The sequence below is a fragment of the Bacillus cereus group sp. MG4 genome (genome assembly GCF_040460055.1).
GTDB classification, from domain to species: Bacteria; Bacillota; Bacilli; order Bacillales; family Bacillaceae_G; genus Bacillus_A; species Bacillus_A wiedmannii.
Map to the genome: position 1 here is coordinate 3,405,775 of NZ_JARVGZ010000001.1, position 16,726 is coordinate 3,422,500.

Genomic DNA, 16,726 nt, shown 5'->3' on the forward strand with positions numbered 1-16,726 from the left:
CACCTACTTTCAACCTTTCTATCTTATTCTAGTAACAATTACGTTTATTGTAACATGAAATAAAAGTTTTTCTTTTACGTCCTTATTAAACTTCAAAATTTATTTCTAAACTCCTTCTTCATCTAACAAGAAAATATAGTAAAAGAGACCTATCCAATAGGATAAGGTCTCTAACACGCCGTTATTATTTTTTCTTCGGAATTTTAATTGTAATTTGATAGTACTCATCAAATTCTTCTTCCGCAGAATTAACATTTAAACCACTGTCAGCAACCATTTGTAATGACTGCCTAATTGTATTCATGGCAATTCTCGTATCTCGACTTACTGCTTTTTGCTTTGCCTTACGCTTCGGTTTGGCTTCCTCTAGTAATTTCGCAATTCGTTCCTCTGTTTGCTTTACATTCAGTTGTTTCTCCACAATTTCCTGTAAAACCTTCAGTTGTAATTCCTCATTCTTTAAAGGAATGAGAGCGCGGGCATGACGTTCTGTAATACTTTTTTCTAATAACGCACGTTTTATTTCTTCAGGCAACTTTAACAATCGCAACTTATTTGCGATTGTGGATTGTCCTTTTCCAAGTCGTTGTGCCAATGCTTCTTGTGTTAAATTATGTAACTCAATTAGCTTTTGATATGCCACAGCTTCCTCGATTGCTGTTAGTTCCTCACGTTGCAAGTTTTCAATTAAAGCTACAGAAGCTGTTTCTGTATCATTTAAGTTCTTTATAATTGCAGGAACCTTTTCCCACCCTAACTTTGTTGCCGCACGGAAACGCCTTTCTCCAGCGATAATCTCGTACTTGTCATCCTCATATTGCCTCACAACAATCGGCTGAATCAGCCCATGTGTACGAATCGTTAGTGCTAGCTCTTCAATTCGTGCATCATCAAAAACTGTTCGTGGTTGATAACGGTTAGGGGTAATATTTACTATCGGAATTTCTTGTATTTCTTCATATACCTTTTTATCTATTTCTTCATGGCTTTCGTCTTGTAATTCGAATTCGCTCTCTTTATCTCCAAAGCCAAATAAACGAGAAAACGTATTTTTCATACATATTCCACCACCTTTTAGGCCTATTGACTATTCTCCATAAAATGTTTCCTATGAAACATTTACGTTTTCATTTATATAATTTAATCTTACGTCTAATAAGATTTATTTTTCAATAGGTAATTTATTGGGTGTTCCCGGTTTGCGTGGATATTTCTTTGGTGTCTTGCGCTTTTTCTCGATTAATAAAATATTACGTTCACTTTCTTCAAACGGTAATTGGAACGTAGACATTTCTTTTAAATTCCCGCCTAGCACCTCTAAAGCATACTTGCCATTTTCAATTTCTTCGTTTGCTGCGGCACCTTTCATTGCAATGAATGTTCCCCCAACTTTTACAAGTGGTAAACATAGCTCACTCAATACCGAAAGACGCGCAACTGCACGTGCCATTACAATATCGTACGATTCACGTACACCTTCTTTTTTCCCAAATGTTTCCGCACGATCGTGACAAAACGCAACGTCACCTAATTCCAACTTTTGTGCTAAATGATTTAAGAAGTTAATACGTTTTTGCAATGAGTCTACAATTGTTACTTTTAAGTGCGGGAAACAGATTTTCAAAGGAATACTTGGGAATCCAGCCCCTGCGCCAACATCACAAATTGAGAATGGTTCTGAAAAATCATAATAAAAAGCAGCTGTAATGGAATCAAAAAAGTGTTTTAAATATACTTCCTCTTTCTCCGTAATAGCCGTTAAGTTCATTTTTTCATTCCACTCTACTAATGTTTCAAAGTAGATTTCGAACTGCTCTAACTGTCTAGAAGAGAGGGTGATACCCTTCTCTTCTAGCATAGATTGAAATTGTTCTATGTTCATCTAACAATATCTCCTTACTATTTATTGGTTCGATACTCGCGCAATTTTTCCTTGTTCAATATACACAAGTAAAATAGAAACATCCGCTGGATTCACGCCAGAAATACGTGAAGCCTGCCCCATTGAAAGTGGACGAACATCTTTCAATTTCTGTCTCGCTTCTGAGGCAAGGCTAGAAATCGCATCATAATCAATATCCACTGGGATTTTTTTATTTTCCATTTTCTTCATACGCTCTACTTGCTGTAAGGATTTTTCGATATATCCTTCGTACTTAATCTGAATTTCAACTTGTTCTGTAATTTCATCACTTAATTCTACTTCACTTGGTACTAAAAGATGAATATGTTCATATGTCATCTCTGGACGACGTAATAAGTCACTTGCACGTATTCCATCTTTCAATTCACTTCCGCCAATACTACGAATTAATTCTTGAACTTCAGGACGTGGTTTAATAATAATGCTGCTTAAACGTTCCTTTTCCTGTTCAATTTTTAATTTTTTATTTGTAAATCGCTCATAGCGCTCTTCTTTAATTAATCCAATTTCACGACCAACTTCAGTTAAACGAAGATCAGCATTATCGTGGCGTAATAATAGGCGATATTCTGCACGAGATGTTAATAAGCGATATGGTTCATTTGTACCTTTCGTTACAAGATCATCAATTAAGACACCAATATAAGCATCCGCGCGACCTAAAATAACTTCTTTTTTACCTAAAGAACGACATGCTGCATTAATCCCGGCCATAAGCCCTTGTCCTGCCGCCTCTTCGTAACCAGAAGTTCCGTTAATTTGTCCTGCTGTATATAAATTCTTAATTTTTTTCGTTTCAAGTGTTGGCCATAGTTGTGTTGGCACAATTGCATCATATTCAATTGCATAACCTGTACGCATCATTTCAACGTTTTCTAGGCCAGGTATTGTTCTAAGCATATCACGTTGTACATCTTCTGGTAAGCTTGTGGATAAACCTTGTACATACACTTCTTGTGTATTACGTCCTTCTGGCTCTAAGAAAATTTGATGACGTGGTTTATCATTAAATCTTACTACTTTGTCTTCAATTGAAGGACAATATCTAGGTCCTGTTCCCTTAATCATACCAGAATACATAGCTGAGCGATGTAGGTTTTCATCTATTAAACGATGTGTTTCCGTACTTGTATACGTCAACCAACATGGAATTTGATCCATAATAAATTTTGTCGTTTCAAAAGAGAAAGCTCGTGGTTTATCATCACCTGGCTGAATTTCTGTTTTACTGTAATCAATCGTATTACTATTTACACGCGGAGGTGTACCTGTTTTAAATCTAACAAGATCAAATCCAAGCTCCTCTAAATGTTCGGATAAAGTAATAGATGGTTGTTGATTATTCGGACCGCTCGAATATTTTAAATCCCCCATAATAATCTCACCGCGTAAAAATGTTCCAGTCGTAATTACAACTGTTTTGGCTGTATATTCAGCACCAGCTTGCGTAACTACGCCTTTACATTCGCCATCTTCAACGATTAAACGCTCAACCATTCCTTGGAACAACGTTAAATTTGGTGTTTCCTCAATTGTTTTCTTTAATTCATGCTGGTAAGAGAACTTATCTGCTTGTGCGCGAAGCGCGCGTACAGCTGGTCCCTTACCTGTATTTAACATACGCATTTGAATATATGTTTTATCGATGTTGCGTCCCATTTCTCCGCCTAATGCATCAATTTCCCGAACAACAATCCCTTTTGCTGGTCCACCAACAGAAGGGTTACATGGCATAAACGCTACCATATCTAAATTAATTGTTAACATTAATGTTTTGGAGCCCATTCGTGCTGCCGCAAGACCAGCTTCACATCCTGCATGACCTGCACCGATTACTATGACATCGTATGAACCGGCATTGTATCCCATTGTTTATTCCTCCTAAAAATCTCTATCTTTCTAAAACATCGCTATATTATTTTCCTAAACAAAATTGAGAGAACAACTGGTCAATTAGGCTTTCATGGACGGTATCACCAGTAATTTCACCAAGTATTTCCCACGTTCTTGTTAAATCAATTTGCACCATATCAATTGGAACACCATTTTCTATTGCCTCAATTGCATCTCCAATTGTTTTTCCTGCTTGTGTTAATAATCCAATATGTCTCGCGTTAGAAACATATGTCACATCTGCAGAATCAATTGTTCCTTCAAAGAATAAATCAGCTATTGCCTTTTCAAGCTCATCTATTCCTTGTTCCTCAATTAACGATGTTGTAATAATACGATTTCCCGCTGCCAATTCTGTAACACGTTCCATATCGATTACTTGCGATAAATCTGTCTTATTTACAATAACAATGAAATCTTTTCCTTGTACGGCACGGAATAGATCTTCATCCTCATGCGTTAAAGCCTCGCTATAATTAACGACAACTAACACTAAATCAGCTTGGCTCATCATTTCTTTTGAACGCTCTACACCAATTCGTTCAACAACATCTTCTGTTTCACGAATCCCGGCTGTATCTATAAGTTTAAGTGGTACACCACGCACATTAACGTACTCTTCAATAACATCACGAGTTGTTCCTGCAATATCAGTTACAATTGCCTTTTTCTCCTGAACAAGACTATTTAATAGCGATGACTTCCCAACGTTAGGTCTACCGATGATTGCAGTAGCAATACCTTCACGTAAAATCTTTCCTTGCTTCGATGTTTCTAATATTTTTGCAATTTCAGTACGAACATGTGTAGCTTTCTCAATTAAAATATTATGTGTCATTTCTTCCACATCATCATATTCCGGGTAATCTATGTTTACCTCAACATGAGCCAACGTTTCTAATATGTCCTGACGCAGACGGCCGATTAATTTAGATAATCGTCCTTCCATTTGATTAATCGCTACGTTCATTGCACGATCTGTTTTTGCACGGATTAAGTCCATAACAGCTTCTGCTTGTGATAAATCAATACGGCCATTTAAAAAAGCACGTTTTGTAAATTCACCAGGCTCTGCTAATCTTACTCCTTGCGCTAAAATAAGCTGCAATACTTTATTTACCGAAACAAGTCCGCCGTGACAGTTAATTTCCACTATATTTTCACGTGTAAAAGTCCTTGGTGCACGCAGAATAGATACCATCACTTCTTCAATAACCTGATTTGTATCTAAATCGACAATATGACCATAATGAATTGTGTGAGAAGGAACTTCTGTTAAATCCTTCCCTTTAAAAATACGATTAACTTTTTCAACCGCATCATCCCCACTTACTCGAACAATGGCAATTGCACCCTCTCCAAGCGCTGTGGAAATCGCGGCAATTGTATCAAATTCCATGTCCTTTCACCTCACTTGCTTATTTATCTCTATTTCAACTTGATTATTTTCTTCACTAAATTATTAGAATACCATAACGAACCTATCTACAAAAGAATAATAACTCATTTTATTATGTCCTCATGTGAAAAACACTAAACTTATTCACAGTGGATAAGTTTAGTGTTTTTTTAGTTATCCACACCTATTTTCCCCTCAAAAAAACCGGCACTCAATTGAGTAACCGGTCACTTGGAAGATATTACAACATGTCGATGTGGTTCTTTTCCTTCAGAAGTTGTAATGATATTTTGATGATTAGATAATGCTTGGTGGATAATCTTTCGTTCAAAAGATGGCATAGGCTCCAACACAACTCTTTTTTTCGTACTTACTACTTGTTTTGCTAATCGATAAGAAAGTGCTTCTAATGTACCTTTTCTTTTACTACGATAATTTTCAGCATCTAGTGTGATGCCAATATACTGCTTCGTACTACGATTCGCCACAAGTTTTGTTAAATACTGCAAAGAATTCAAGGTGTTTCCTCTTTTACCAATCAAAACACCTATGTTTTCGCCAGAAATTGTAAATTCAACCTCGCGTCCTTTTACAATTTTACTAATCTCAGCTTCCACACCCATATCATGAATAATATTTTTTAAATATTCTTCACATTCTTGAATCGGATCTTTCTTCAATACAACTTCTACTACTGCAGGTCGATTCCCAAATAAACCTAGGAACCCTCTTTTACCCTCATCGATAATATTTATATCTACTCGGTCTTTTAGAACATTTAGTTGCCTTAAAGCATCTTGTACTGCCAGCTCGACTGTTTGTCCTTTAGCAGTAATTACACTCACTTGCTTGATCCTTCTGCCTTACTAGCCTTAATTTCTGGCCCCTTGATCAAGTACATTTGAGCGATACCAAAGATATTACCAACAACCCAGTAAAGTGATAATGCAGCTGGGAAGTTAATTGCAAAGACTAAAATCATAATTGGCATAAGCCAAATCATCATTGCCATTTGCGGATTTTGACCAGCTGTTCCTGCCATTGCAAGCTTTTGCTGAATAAATGTCGTAATTGCCGCAACAACCGGTAAGATATAGTACGGATCTGCCTGCCCTAAATCGAACCATAAAAATGTATGCTTACTAATTTCTGCTGTTCTCATAATCGCATGGTAAAACGCGAATAAAATAGGCATCTGAATGAATATTGGTAAACATCCTGCTAATGGGTTTACACCATTTTTTTGATATAACTGCATCATTTCTTGTTGTAGTTTTTGCTGTGTTGCTTGATCTTTAGAACTATATTTCTCTTTTAACTTAACCATTTCTGGTTGTAACGCCTGCATTGCTTTCGTACTCTTCGTTTGTTTAATCATTAATGGTAATAATGCAAAACGAATGATAAGAGTTGTAACAACGATTGCTAAACCGTAATTACTACCAAATAAGTTGGCAAAATACGTAATTAACTGAGAAAGCGGATATACGAAATATTCATTCCAAATTCCAGTACTTTTCGGTGTAATCGGCTGATTCACTTCACTACAGCCAGTAGCAATTGCCATTAATGCAATAACCATGGCTAGTAAACCTATTTTCTTTTTCAAAGCCTGCTCCTCCTTGTTTCGGTATGTATATAGTGTAATTCATTTCCTTACGCTACTTTTTTATTCTTTTCATACCAGAGCGTTTAAAGACATGAATTAAGCTTTTCTTTAATTCTTCATATGTCATCTCTGCACAAGGCTTCCTTGCTATTATAACAAAATCTTTTCCAGAATCTATCTCATCTTTTAATTCTGTGATCGACTGGCGAATCATACGTTTAATTCGGTTACGCACTACTGCATTTCCTATTTTCTTGCTGACAGAAAGGCCAATACGAAAGTTTGGCTGCTCTCCCTTATCTAGTTGATAGACAACAAGCTGACGGTTAGCATTCGATTTTCCTTTTTGAAAAACCGTCTGGAATTCATCATTCTTTTTTATACGATATTTTTTCTTCATATCAATTGACACTCCTGTAGTTCATCAGTGGAAATTCACTATTATTAGAAAAAAAGACCACTGAACGATCAGTGGTCTACGCAGATAATACTTTTCTTCCTTTACGACGACGAGCTGCTAGCACTTTACGTCCGTTCGCTGTGCTCATACGGCTGCGGAAACCATGTACTTTGCTGCGCTTACGTTTATTTGGTTGGTAAGTTCTTTTCATTATATGACACCTCCCTGAGGAATATCTGTTAAAGACAGTCCTATAAATTATAGTTAATCAACTAGGAAAATGTCAATGGTTCTCGAAATTTTCATCAAATATTCATTTTGAACCTATTCACATACTTTTTCACAGACCCTATATTTCCTTGTGGATAAATGTTTTTTCTTGGTTTTTATATCCACAAACCCTTTTCGTACTTTTACACAGTATATCGTGTTGTGGACAAGTTTATTCCACAAGGTATTGATTTTGTGGATAACTTTCTTAAATTCATTGCTATAGCTACTTTTTTTTGATATTATAGTTGTGTTTTCACTTTGAATAAGTTTTCCACACCTTTATCTTATCCACAATTTGTGTATAACATGTGGACAGTTTTAATCACATGTGGGTAAATGCTTATCCACATTTGCTTTTTTTGTCGAAAACCCTATCTCATATACAAACGACGTTTTTAGGTTTTAAAATACGTTTCGTATAAATATACATTTTATATTTATTTAGGTTGTACATTTGTTGCGCAACCTTATTCTTTTACCATCTTAGTAAAGGAGGGACACCTTTGGAAAACATCTCTGATTTATGGAACAGCGCCTTAAAAGAACTAGAAAAAAAGGTCAGTAAACCAAGTTATGAAACATGGTTAAAATCAACAACCGCACATAATTTAAAGAAAGACGTGTTAACAATTACAGCTCCAAATGAATTCGCTCGTGATTGGTTAGAATCTCATTATTCAGAGCTAATTTCGGAAACACTTTATGATTTAACGGGGGCAAAATTAGCTATTCGCTTTATTATTCCCCAAAGTCAAGCTGAAGAGGAGATTGATCTTCCTCCTTCTAAACCAAATTCAACACAAGATGATTCTAATCATTTACCACAGAGTATGCTAAATCCAAAATATACGTTTGATACATTTGTTATTGGCTCTGGTAACCGTTTTGCTCATGCTGCTTCATTGGCCGTAGCCGAAGCGCCAGCTAAAGCATATAATCCACTCTTTATTTACGGGGGAGTTGGACTCGGAAAAACCCATTTAATGCATGCAATTGGTCATTATGTAATTGAACATAACCCAAACGCAAAGGTTGTATATTTATCATCAGAAAAATTTACAAATGAATTCATTAATTCTATTCGTGATAATAAAGCGGTCGATTTTCGTAATAAATACCGTAATGTAGATGTTTTATTGATAGATGATATTCAATTTCTAGCAGGAAAAGAACAAACTCAAGAAGAGTTTTTCCATACATTCAATGCATTACACGAAGAAAGTAAACAAATTGTAATTTCAAGTGATCGGCCACCAAAAGAAATTCCAACTTTAGAAGATCGTCTTCGTTCTCGCTTTGAATGGGGACTCATTACGGATATTACGCCACCAGATTTAGAAACACGAATTGCAATTTTACGTAAAAAAGCAAAGGCTGAAGGACTCGATATACCAAATGAGGTTATGCTTTATATTGCAAATCAAATTGATTCAAACATTCGTGAACTAGAAGGTGCACTTATCCGAGTTGTAGCTTATTCATCTTTAATTAACAAAGATATTAATGCTGATTTAGCAGCTGAAGCACTTAAAAATATTATTCCAAATTCTAAACCAAAAATTATCTCCATTTATGATATTCAAAAGGCTGTCGGGGACGTTTATCAAATAAAACTGGAAGATTTCAAGGCGAAAAAGCGAACAAAATCAGTTGCCTTCCCTCGCCAAATTGCAATGTATTTATCACGCGAACTTACAGATTACTCCTTACCTAAAATCGGTGAAGAATTTGGTGGACGTGATCATACAACAGTTATCCATGCTCATGAAAAAATTTCTAAGCTGCTTAAAACGGATACGCAATTACAAAAACAAGTTGAAGAAATTAACGATATTTTAAAGTAGTAGCTGAATAGTGTGAATAACTTCCCTTGTTTTACGCACAGTCTATCCACATGTAGATAGACTGTTTTTACATCATTTAACAGGGTTATCCACATATCCACAGCCCCTATTACTATTACTACTATTTTTTATCTTTATTAATTAAATAAAATATTATACTTACCGGAGGTTTTTCTTTATGCGTTTTACAATACAAAAAGACTATCTTGTAAGAAGTGTACAAGATGTAATGAAGGCTGTTTCTTCTCGTACAACAATTCCGATCCTTACAGGAATTAAAGTTGTCGCTACGGAAGAAGGAGTTACGTTAACAGGAAGCGATGCTGATATTTCTATTGAATCTTTTATCCCAGTTGAAGACAATGGAAAAGAGATCGTAGAAGTAGCACAATCAGGAAGTATTATTTTACAAGCAAAATATTTTAGTGAGATTGTAAAAAAATTACCTAAAGAGACTGTCGAAATTTCTGTGGAAAATCATTTTATGACAAAAATAATTTCTGGAAAATCAGAGTTTAATTTAAATGGTTTAGATTCTGCTGAATATCCATTGTTACCACAAATTGAAGAACACCATGTTTTTAAGATTCCAACAGATTTACTGAAACATATGATCAGACAAACTGTATTTGCAGTTTCCACTTCTGAAACAAGACCGATCTTGACAGGTGTAAACTGGAAAGTATATAACAGCGAATTAACTTGCATTGCTACAGATAGTCACAGGTTAGCTCTTCGAAAAGCAAAAATCGAAGGAATCGCAGATGAATTTCAAGCGAGTGTTGTCATTCCAGGTAAAAGCTTAAATGAATTAAGCAAAATTCTAGATGAGTCTGAAGAAATGGTAGATATCGTTATTACGGAGTATCAAGTATTATTCCGTACAAAGCATTTATTATTCTTCTCAAGATTGTTAGAAGGTAATTATCCGGATACAACTCGTTTAATTCCAGCCGAAAGTAAAACAGATATTTTTGTAAATACAAAAGAATTTTTACAAGCAATTGATCGTGCATCTTTATTAGCAAGGGATGGTCGTAATAATGTTGTAAAATTATCAACTTTAGAACAGGAAATGCTAGAAATTTCTTCGAATTCACCAGAAATTGGGAAAGTAGTAGAAGAAGTTCAATGTGAAAAAGTGGATGGGGAAGAGTTAAAAATATCTTTTAGTGCAAAATATATGATGGATGCACTAAAAGCTTTAGATAGTACTGAAATTAAAATTAGCTTTACTGGTGCGATGAGACCATTCTTAATTCGTACAGTAAATGATGAGTCCATTATTCAATTAATTTTACCGGTTCGTACTTACTAAGTAAGAAGTAAGGGTTGCTAGTTTTCAGATACTAGTAGCCCTTATTTGATTTTTGGGTATTACTTTCCTAATGTTAGTTTATTTAGTACAATGAAAGAATGAACACTTTCAGAAAGTGAGCGATTTTATGAAACGTATTAAAATTTCAACAGAGTATATTACACTAGGACAATTTTTGAAGTTAGCCGATGTAATTGATACAGGTGGCGCTGTAAAATGGTTTTTACAAGAATATGAAGTGTACGTGAATCAAGAACTTGAAAATAGAAGAGGTCGCAAATTATATGCGAACGATATTATTGAAATTCCAGGAAGCGGAAGTTTCCAAGTTCAGGCATAAAGGGGGAGCCCTTTGTTTATTTCAGAAATACAATTAAAAAACTATCGCAATTATGAAAAGTTAGAGCTTTCCTTTGAAGATAAAGTGAATGTGATTATCGGTGAAAACGCACAAGGGAAAACGAATTTGATGGAAGCTATTTATGTTTTAGCGATGGCGAAATCTCATAGAACCTCTAATGATCGCGAGCTTATCCGTTGGGATGAAGACTTCGGTCAAATTAAAGGGAAATTACAAAAGAGAAATAGTTCTTTGTCTTTGGAATTAAATATTTCGAAAAAAGGTAAAAAGGCAAAATTAAATCAACTTGAACAACAAAAATTGAGTCAATATATTGGTATGATGAATGTTGTCATGTTTGCCCCAGAAGATTTAAATCTTGTAAAAGGAAGCCCTCAAGTAAGAAGACGCTTTTTAGATATGGAATTAGGCCAAATAGCTCCAATCTATTTGTATGAATTGAGTCAATATCAAAAGGTGCTCACGCAACGAAATCACTTGCTGAAAAAGATGCAAGGGAATAGTAAGAATGAGGAAACGATGTTGGATGTATTTACACTTCAACTTATTGAGCATGGTGCAAAAATATTGCAAAAACGGTTTGAGTTTTTGCATTTACTACAAGAATGGGCAGCTCCAATTCATCGCGGTATAAGCCGTGGATTAGAAGAATTAGAAATTGTCTATAAACCAAGTGTAGATGTATCAGAATCAATGGATTTGTCGAAAATAAAAGAAGTATACTATGAAAATTTTCAATCTGTGAAACAACGTGAGATTTTCCGTGGTACGACTTTAATTGGTCCTCATCGTGATGATTTACAATTCTTCGTTAATAGTAAAAATGTTCAAGTCTTTGGTTCGCAAGGACAACAACGAACGACCGCACTGTCCCTAAAATTAGCTGAAATTGAATTGATTTACTCAGAAGTTAAGGAATATCCGATTCTTTTATTGGATGATGTATTATCAGAATTAGATGATTATCGTCAATCGCATCTGTTAAATACAATTCAAGGAAAAGTGCAAACATTTGTGACAACGACGAGTGTCGACGGAATTGAACACGAAACATTAAAAGAAGCGAAAACAATTCATGTAACGAACGGCACGGTAGATTGTGAAATAGATAGGGCGTAATCCCTATTTAAATGGAAAAGTAGGTGATCTTTGTGTCAATGGAACAAAAGCAAATGGAAGAAAACTCATATGATGAAAGTCAGATACAGGTACTTGAAGGATTAGAAGCGGTTCGAAAACGCCCTGGGATGTATATTGGATCTACAAGTGGAAAAGGACTTCACCATCTTGTGTGGGAAATCGTCGATAATAGTATTGATGAAGCACTTGCAGGGTATTGTGATGAAATTAACGTTAGTATCGAAGAAGATAATAGTATTCTTGTAACGGATAATGGACGTGGTATTCCAGTTGGTATACAAGAAAAAATGGGACGTCCTGCTGTAGAAGTTATAATGACCGTTCTTCATGCTGGTGGTAAGTTTGGCGGTGGCGGTTATAAAGTTTCCGGTGGTTTGCATGGTGTTGGGGCATCTGTAGTAAATGCTCTATCAACAGAACTAGAGGTATTTGTACATCGTGAAGGCAAAATCCATTATCAAAAATACGAAAGAGGTATCCCGGTTGCGGATTTAAAAGTCATTGGTGACACAGATCAAACAGGGACGATAACTCGATTTAAACCAGATCCAGAAATTTTTCAGGAAACAATAGTATACGAATTTGATACGTTAGCAACTCGTATGCGCGAATTAGCATTTTTAAATCGTAATATTAAATTAACAATTGAAGATAAACGTGAACATAAACAGAAGAAAGAATTCCATTATGAAGGTGGAATTAAATCATATGTTGAACATTTAAATCGTTCAAAACAGCCAATTCATGAAGAACCTGTATATGTAGAGGGTTCAAAAGATGGTATTCAGGTTGAAGTTGCGCTTCAATATAACGAAGGATACACAAATCATATTTACTCATTTACAAATAATATTCATACGTATGAAGGTGGTACACATGAGGTAGGATTTAAAACAGCCTTAACTCGTGTGATCAACGATTATGGTCGTAAAAATAATATTTTAAAAGATGCGGATAGTAATTTAACTGGTGAAGATGTTCGTGAAGGTTTAACAGCGATTGTGTCAATTAAACATCCAAATCCACAATTCGAAGGACAAACGAAGACGAAACTTGGAAATAGTGAAGCAAGAACAATTACAGAGTCAGTATTCTCAGAGGCATTTGAAAAGTTCTTACTGGAAAATCCGAATGTTGCACGTAAGATTATAGATAAAGGGACGATGGCAGCGCGTGCGCGTGTAGCAGCTAAAAAGGCTCGTGAGTTAACTCGCCGAAAGAGTGCTTTAGAAGTTTCAAGTTTACCAGGGAAATTGGCAGACTGTTCTTCTAAAGATCCAGCAATTAGTGAAATCTATATCGTAGAGGGTGACTCTGCGGGTGGGTCTGCAAAACAAGGGCGCGATCGTCATTTCCAAGCAATTTTACCGCTGAAGGGTAAAATTATTAATGTTGAAAAGGCACGCTTAGATAAGATTTTATCAAATGATGAAGTTCGTACAATTATTACGGCGATTGGTACAAATATCGGCGGAGACTTCGCTATTGAAAAAGCACGCTATCATAAGGTTATTATTATGACGGATGCCGATGTTGATGGTGCGCATATTCGTACCCTATTATTAACGTTCTTCTATCGCTATATGCGTCAAATAATTGAGTGCGGTTATATATATATTGCACAGCCACCTTTGTTTAAAGTACAACAAGGTAAGAAAATTCAATATGCTTACAATGATAAGGAACTTGAAAAAATCTTAGCTGAATTACCAGCCCAACCTAAGCCGGGGATTCAGCGTTATAAAGGTCTAGGGGAAATGAATCCAACTCAGTTATGGGAGACGACAATGGACCCAGAAGTACGTTCATTACTTCAAGTTTCACTTCAAGATGCAATTGAAGCGGATGAAACATTTGAAATTTTGATGGGAGATAAAGTAGAGCCACGTCGTAACTTTATCCAAGAAAATGCAAAATACGTGAAAAACCTTGATATTTAAATGGGTAATGACAGGAATCTAAGTATTCCTGTCTTCTACATATAAATCAATGTATGTGTAACGGAAATGTAAGAGGAGGTGCTGGTTGATGTCAGACAATCAACAACAAGCACGAATTCGAGAAATTAATATTAGTCATGAAATGCGTACCTCGTTTTTAGATTACGCAATGAGTGTTATCGTATCTCGTGCATTACCAGATGTTCGTGATGGATTAAAACCTGTGCATCGTAGGGTTTTATATGCGATGAATGATTTAGGAATTACAGCTGATAAAGCGTATAAAAAATCAGCGCGTATTGTCGGTGAAGTAATCGGTAAGTATCACCCTCACGGTGATTCAGCTGTTTACGAGACGATGGTACGTATGGCGCAAGATTTTAGTCAACGTTATATGCTTGTTGATGGGCATGGTAACTTTGGTTCTGTTGATGGTGATTCAGCAGCAGCGATGCGTTATACAGAAGCAAGAATGTCTAAGATTTCTATGGAATTAATACGTGATATTTCAAAAAATACGATTGATTATCAAGATAACTATGATGGTTCTGAAAGAGAGCCAATTGTATTGCCAGCGCGTTTCCCTAATTTATTAGTGAATGGTACGACGGGTATTGCGGTAGGTATGGCAACGAATATTCCACCGCATCAACTCGGTGAAGTAATTGATGGTGTATTGGCACTAAGCCATAATCCCGACATTACGATTGCGGAATTAATGGAGTTTATTCCAGGACCAGATTTTCCAACAGCAGGTTTAATTTTGGGACGAAGTGGGATTCGAAGAGCGTATGAAACAGGTAGAGGCTCTATTATGCTTCGAGCTAAAGTTGAAATTGAAGAGAAGTCAAATGGTAAACAATCTATTCTCGTAACTGAACTACCTTATCAAGTTAATAAGGCGCGATTAATTGAAAAAATTGCAGAATTAGTTCGTGATAAGAAAATTGAAGGTATTACGGATTTACGTGATGAGTCAGATCGAAACGGTATGCGTATTGTTATGGAAGTACGCCGTGATGCCAATGCCAATGTACTATTAAATAATCTATATAAACATACAGCACTTCAAACAAGTTTCGGTATTAATATGTTGTCTCTTGTAAATGGAGAGCCACAAGTACTAAATTTAAAACAAAATTTATATCATTACTTGGAGCATCAGAAGGTAGTAATTCGTCGACGTACTGCTTATGAATTAGAAAAAGCAGAGGCACGTGCTCATATTTTAGAAGGATTACGAATTGCTCTAGATCATCTAGATGAAGTTATTACATTAATTCGTAGTTCGAAAACAGCAGATATTGCAAAACAAGGCTTAATGGAACGTTTCGGTTTAAGTGAGAAACAAGCACAAGCAATTTTAGATATGCGTCTGCAACGTTTAACAGGATTAGAACGTGAAAAAATTGAGCAAGAATATCAAGACTTAATGAAATTAATCGCTGAATTAAAAGCAATCTTAGCAGATGAAGAGAAAGTTCTTGAGATTATTCGTGAAGAATTAACGGAAGTAAAAGAACGCTTCAATGATAAGAGACGAACGGAAATTACAATTGGTGGCATGGAATTTATTGAAGATGAAGATTTGATTCCAGAGCAAAACATCGCTATTACGTTAACTCATAATGGTTATATTAAGAGGTTACCGGCTTCTACGTACAAAACACAGAACCGTGGTGGACGTGGTGTGCAAGGAATGGGAACAAATGATGATGATTTCGTAGAGCATTTATTAACTACTTCTACGCATGATCACATTTTATTCTTTACTAATAAAGGGAAAGTATACCGTACGAAAGGATATGAAATCCCAGAGTATAGTCGTACAGCAAAAGGTATACCTATTATTAACTTATTAGGTGTAGATAAGGGTGAATGGATTAACGCCATTATTCCAATTCGTGAATTTGGTGATGATGAATTCTTATTCTTCACAACAAAACAAGGTATTTCTAAGAGGACGCCACTTTCATCATTTGCAAATATACGTACGAATGGTTTAATCGCCATCTCTCTTCGTGAAGAGGATGAAGTAATATCTGTACGTTTAACATCTGGTGATAAGGATATTATTGTAGGAACAAGCAATGGTATGTTAATTCGCTTTAACGAGCAAGATGTGCGTTCTATGGGACGTAATGCGGCTGGTGTAAAAGCAATTACATTAGGTGATGAAGATCAAGTTGTAGGTATGGAAATTGTCGAAGAGGATGTAAATGTTCTAATCGTAACGAAAAATGGTTATGGAAAACGTACACCTATTGATGAATACCGTCTACAAAGCCGTGGTGGTAAAGGTCTGAAGACTTGTAATATTACAGATAAAAACGGTAAATTAGTAGCTGTTAAATCTGTAACAGGTGAAGAAGATATCATGTTAATTACGGCAGCAGGTGTTATTATTCGTATGCCAGTTGATCAAATCTCTCAAATGGGACGTAATACACAAGGTGTTCGTCTAATTCGATTAGAGGATGAGCAAGAGGTAGCGACGGTAGCAAAAGCACAGAAAGATGAAGAAGAGGAATCTAATGAAGAGGTTTCTTCTGAAGAATAAGAGGGGGATTTTTCCTCCTCTTATTTTTTTATAATAATACTTGCATAGCAATGGAAAACTCTATA

At 35.7% G+C, this 16,726-nt stretch carries 14 protein-coding genes; 6 read left to right on the top strand and 8 right to left on the bottom strand.

Annotation, left to right across the window (positions count from 1 at the left end):
- Positions 1-184 precede the first annotated feature (184 nt).
- The 8 genes from noc to rpmH form a co-directional block, all read right to left on the bottom strand.
- On the bottom strand, positions 185-1,057 hold the full coding sequence (gene noc, locus QCI41_RS17900) for a nucleoid occlusion protein (RefSeq protein ID WP_000799025.1): 873 nt from the start codon (positions 1,055-1,057) through the stop codon (positions 185-187).
- Positions 1,058-1,162: 105 nt separating this feature from the next.
- Complete coding sequence (gene rsmG, locus QCI41_RS17905) at positions 1,163-1,882, bottom strand: 16S rRNA (guanine(527)-N(7))-methyltransferase RsmG (protein WP_001019619.1); 720 nt, start codon at positions 1,880-1,882, stop codon at positions 1,163-1,165.
- Positions 1,883-1,903: 21 nt separating this feature from the next.
- On the bottom strand, positions 1,904-3,793 hold the full coding sequence (gene mnmG / locus QCI41_RS17910; RefSeq protein ID WP_000541059.1) for a tRNA uridine-5-carboxymethylaminomethyl(34) synthesis enzyme MnmG: 1,890 nt from the start codon (positions 3,791-3,793) through the stop codon (positions 1,904-1,906).
- A 46-nt stretch (positions 3,794-3,839) separates the two neighbouring features.
- A complete protein-coding gene (gene mnmE / locus QCI41_RS17915; protein ID WP_000393767.1) occupies positions 3,840-5,216 on the bottom strand; it encodes a tRNA uridine-5-carboxymethylaminomethyl(34) synthesis GTPase MnmE in 1,377 nt (458 codons plus the stop codon).
- 227 nt (positions 5,217-5,443) lie between these two features.
- Positions 5,444-6,061, bottom strand: a complete 618-nt coding sequence (gene jag, locus QCI41_RS17920) for an RNA-binding cell elongation regulator Jag/EloR (RefSeq protein WP_075311742.1) — start codon at positions 6,059-6,061, stop codon at positions 5,444-5,446.
- Positions 6,058-6,825, bottom strand: coding sequence for a YidC family membrane integrase SpoIIIJ (spoIIIJ, locus tag QCI41_RS17925; protein ID WP_000726758.1), 768 nt, complete (start codon positions 6,823-6,825; stop codon positions 6,058-6,060). The genes jag and spoIIIJ overlap by 4 nt, the downstream gene beginning before the upstream one ends.
- A 52-nt stretch (positions 6,826-6,877) precedes the next feature.
- Entirely contained in the window at positions 6,878-7,225 is a 348-nt protein-coding gene (gene rnpA, locus QCI41_RS17930) for a ribonuclease P protein component (RefSeq protein ID WP_000731505.1), read from the bottom strand.
- Positions 7,226-7,301: 76 nt separating this feature from the next.
- Positions 7,302-7,436, bottom strand: coding sequence for a 50S ribosomal protein L34 (gene rpmH, locus QCI41_RS17935; protein ID WP_000831901.1), 135 nt, complete (start codon positions 7,434-7,436; stop codon positions 7,302-7,304).
- Positions 7,437-8,001: 565 nt separating this feature from the next.
- Here rpmH and dnaA point away from each other — a divergent pair.
- From dnaA to gyrA, 6 genes are all read left to right on the top strand, one after another.
- Entirely contained in the window at positions 8,002-9,342 is a 1,341-nt protein-coding gene (gene dnaA, locus QCI41_RS17940) for a chromosomal replication initiator protein DnaA (RefSeq protein ID WP_060487893.1), read from the top strand.
- A 178-nt stretch (positions 9,343-9,520) separates the two neighbouring features.
- Positions 9,521-10,660: a DNA polymerase III subunit beta gene (gene dnaN / locus QCI41_RS17945; protein ID WP_001212890.1), complete on the top strand. Its 1,140-nt coding sequence runs from the start codon at positions 9,521-9,523 to the stop codon at positions 10,658-10,660.
- A gap of 127 nt (positions 10,661-10,787) precedes the next feature.
- A complete protein-coding gene (gene yaaA / locus QCI41_RS17950; RefSeq protein WP_000821366.1) occupies positions 10,788-11,000 on the top strand; it encodes a S4 domain-containing protein YaaA in 213 nt (70 codons plus the stop codon).
- 12 nt (positions 11,001-11,012) lie between these two features.
- The gene (recF, locus tag QCI41_RS17955; RefSeq protein WP_000470742.1) at positions 11,013-12,140 is read left to right on the top strand and encodes a DNA replication/repair protein RecF; all 1,128 of its coding nucleotides are present in this window, start codon (positions 11,013-11,015) and stop codon (positions 12,138-12,140) included.
- Between the two features lie 38 nt (positions 12,141-12,178).
- The gene (gyrB, locus tag QCI41_RS17960) at positions 12,179-14,101 is read left to right on the top strand and encodes a DNA topoisomerase (ATP-hydrolyzing) subunit B (protein ID WP_000435974.1); all 1,923 of its coding nucleotides are present in this window, start codon (positions 12,179-12,181) and stop codon (positions 14,099-14,101) included.
- A gap of 88 nt (positions 14,102-14,189) precedes the next feature.
- Entirely contained in the window at positions 14,190-16,661 is a 2,472-nt protein-coding gene (gene gyrA, locus QCI41_RS17965) for a DNA gyrase subunit A (protein ID WP_001282859.1), read from the top strand.
- Positions 16,662-16,726: the final 65 nt, after the last annotated feature.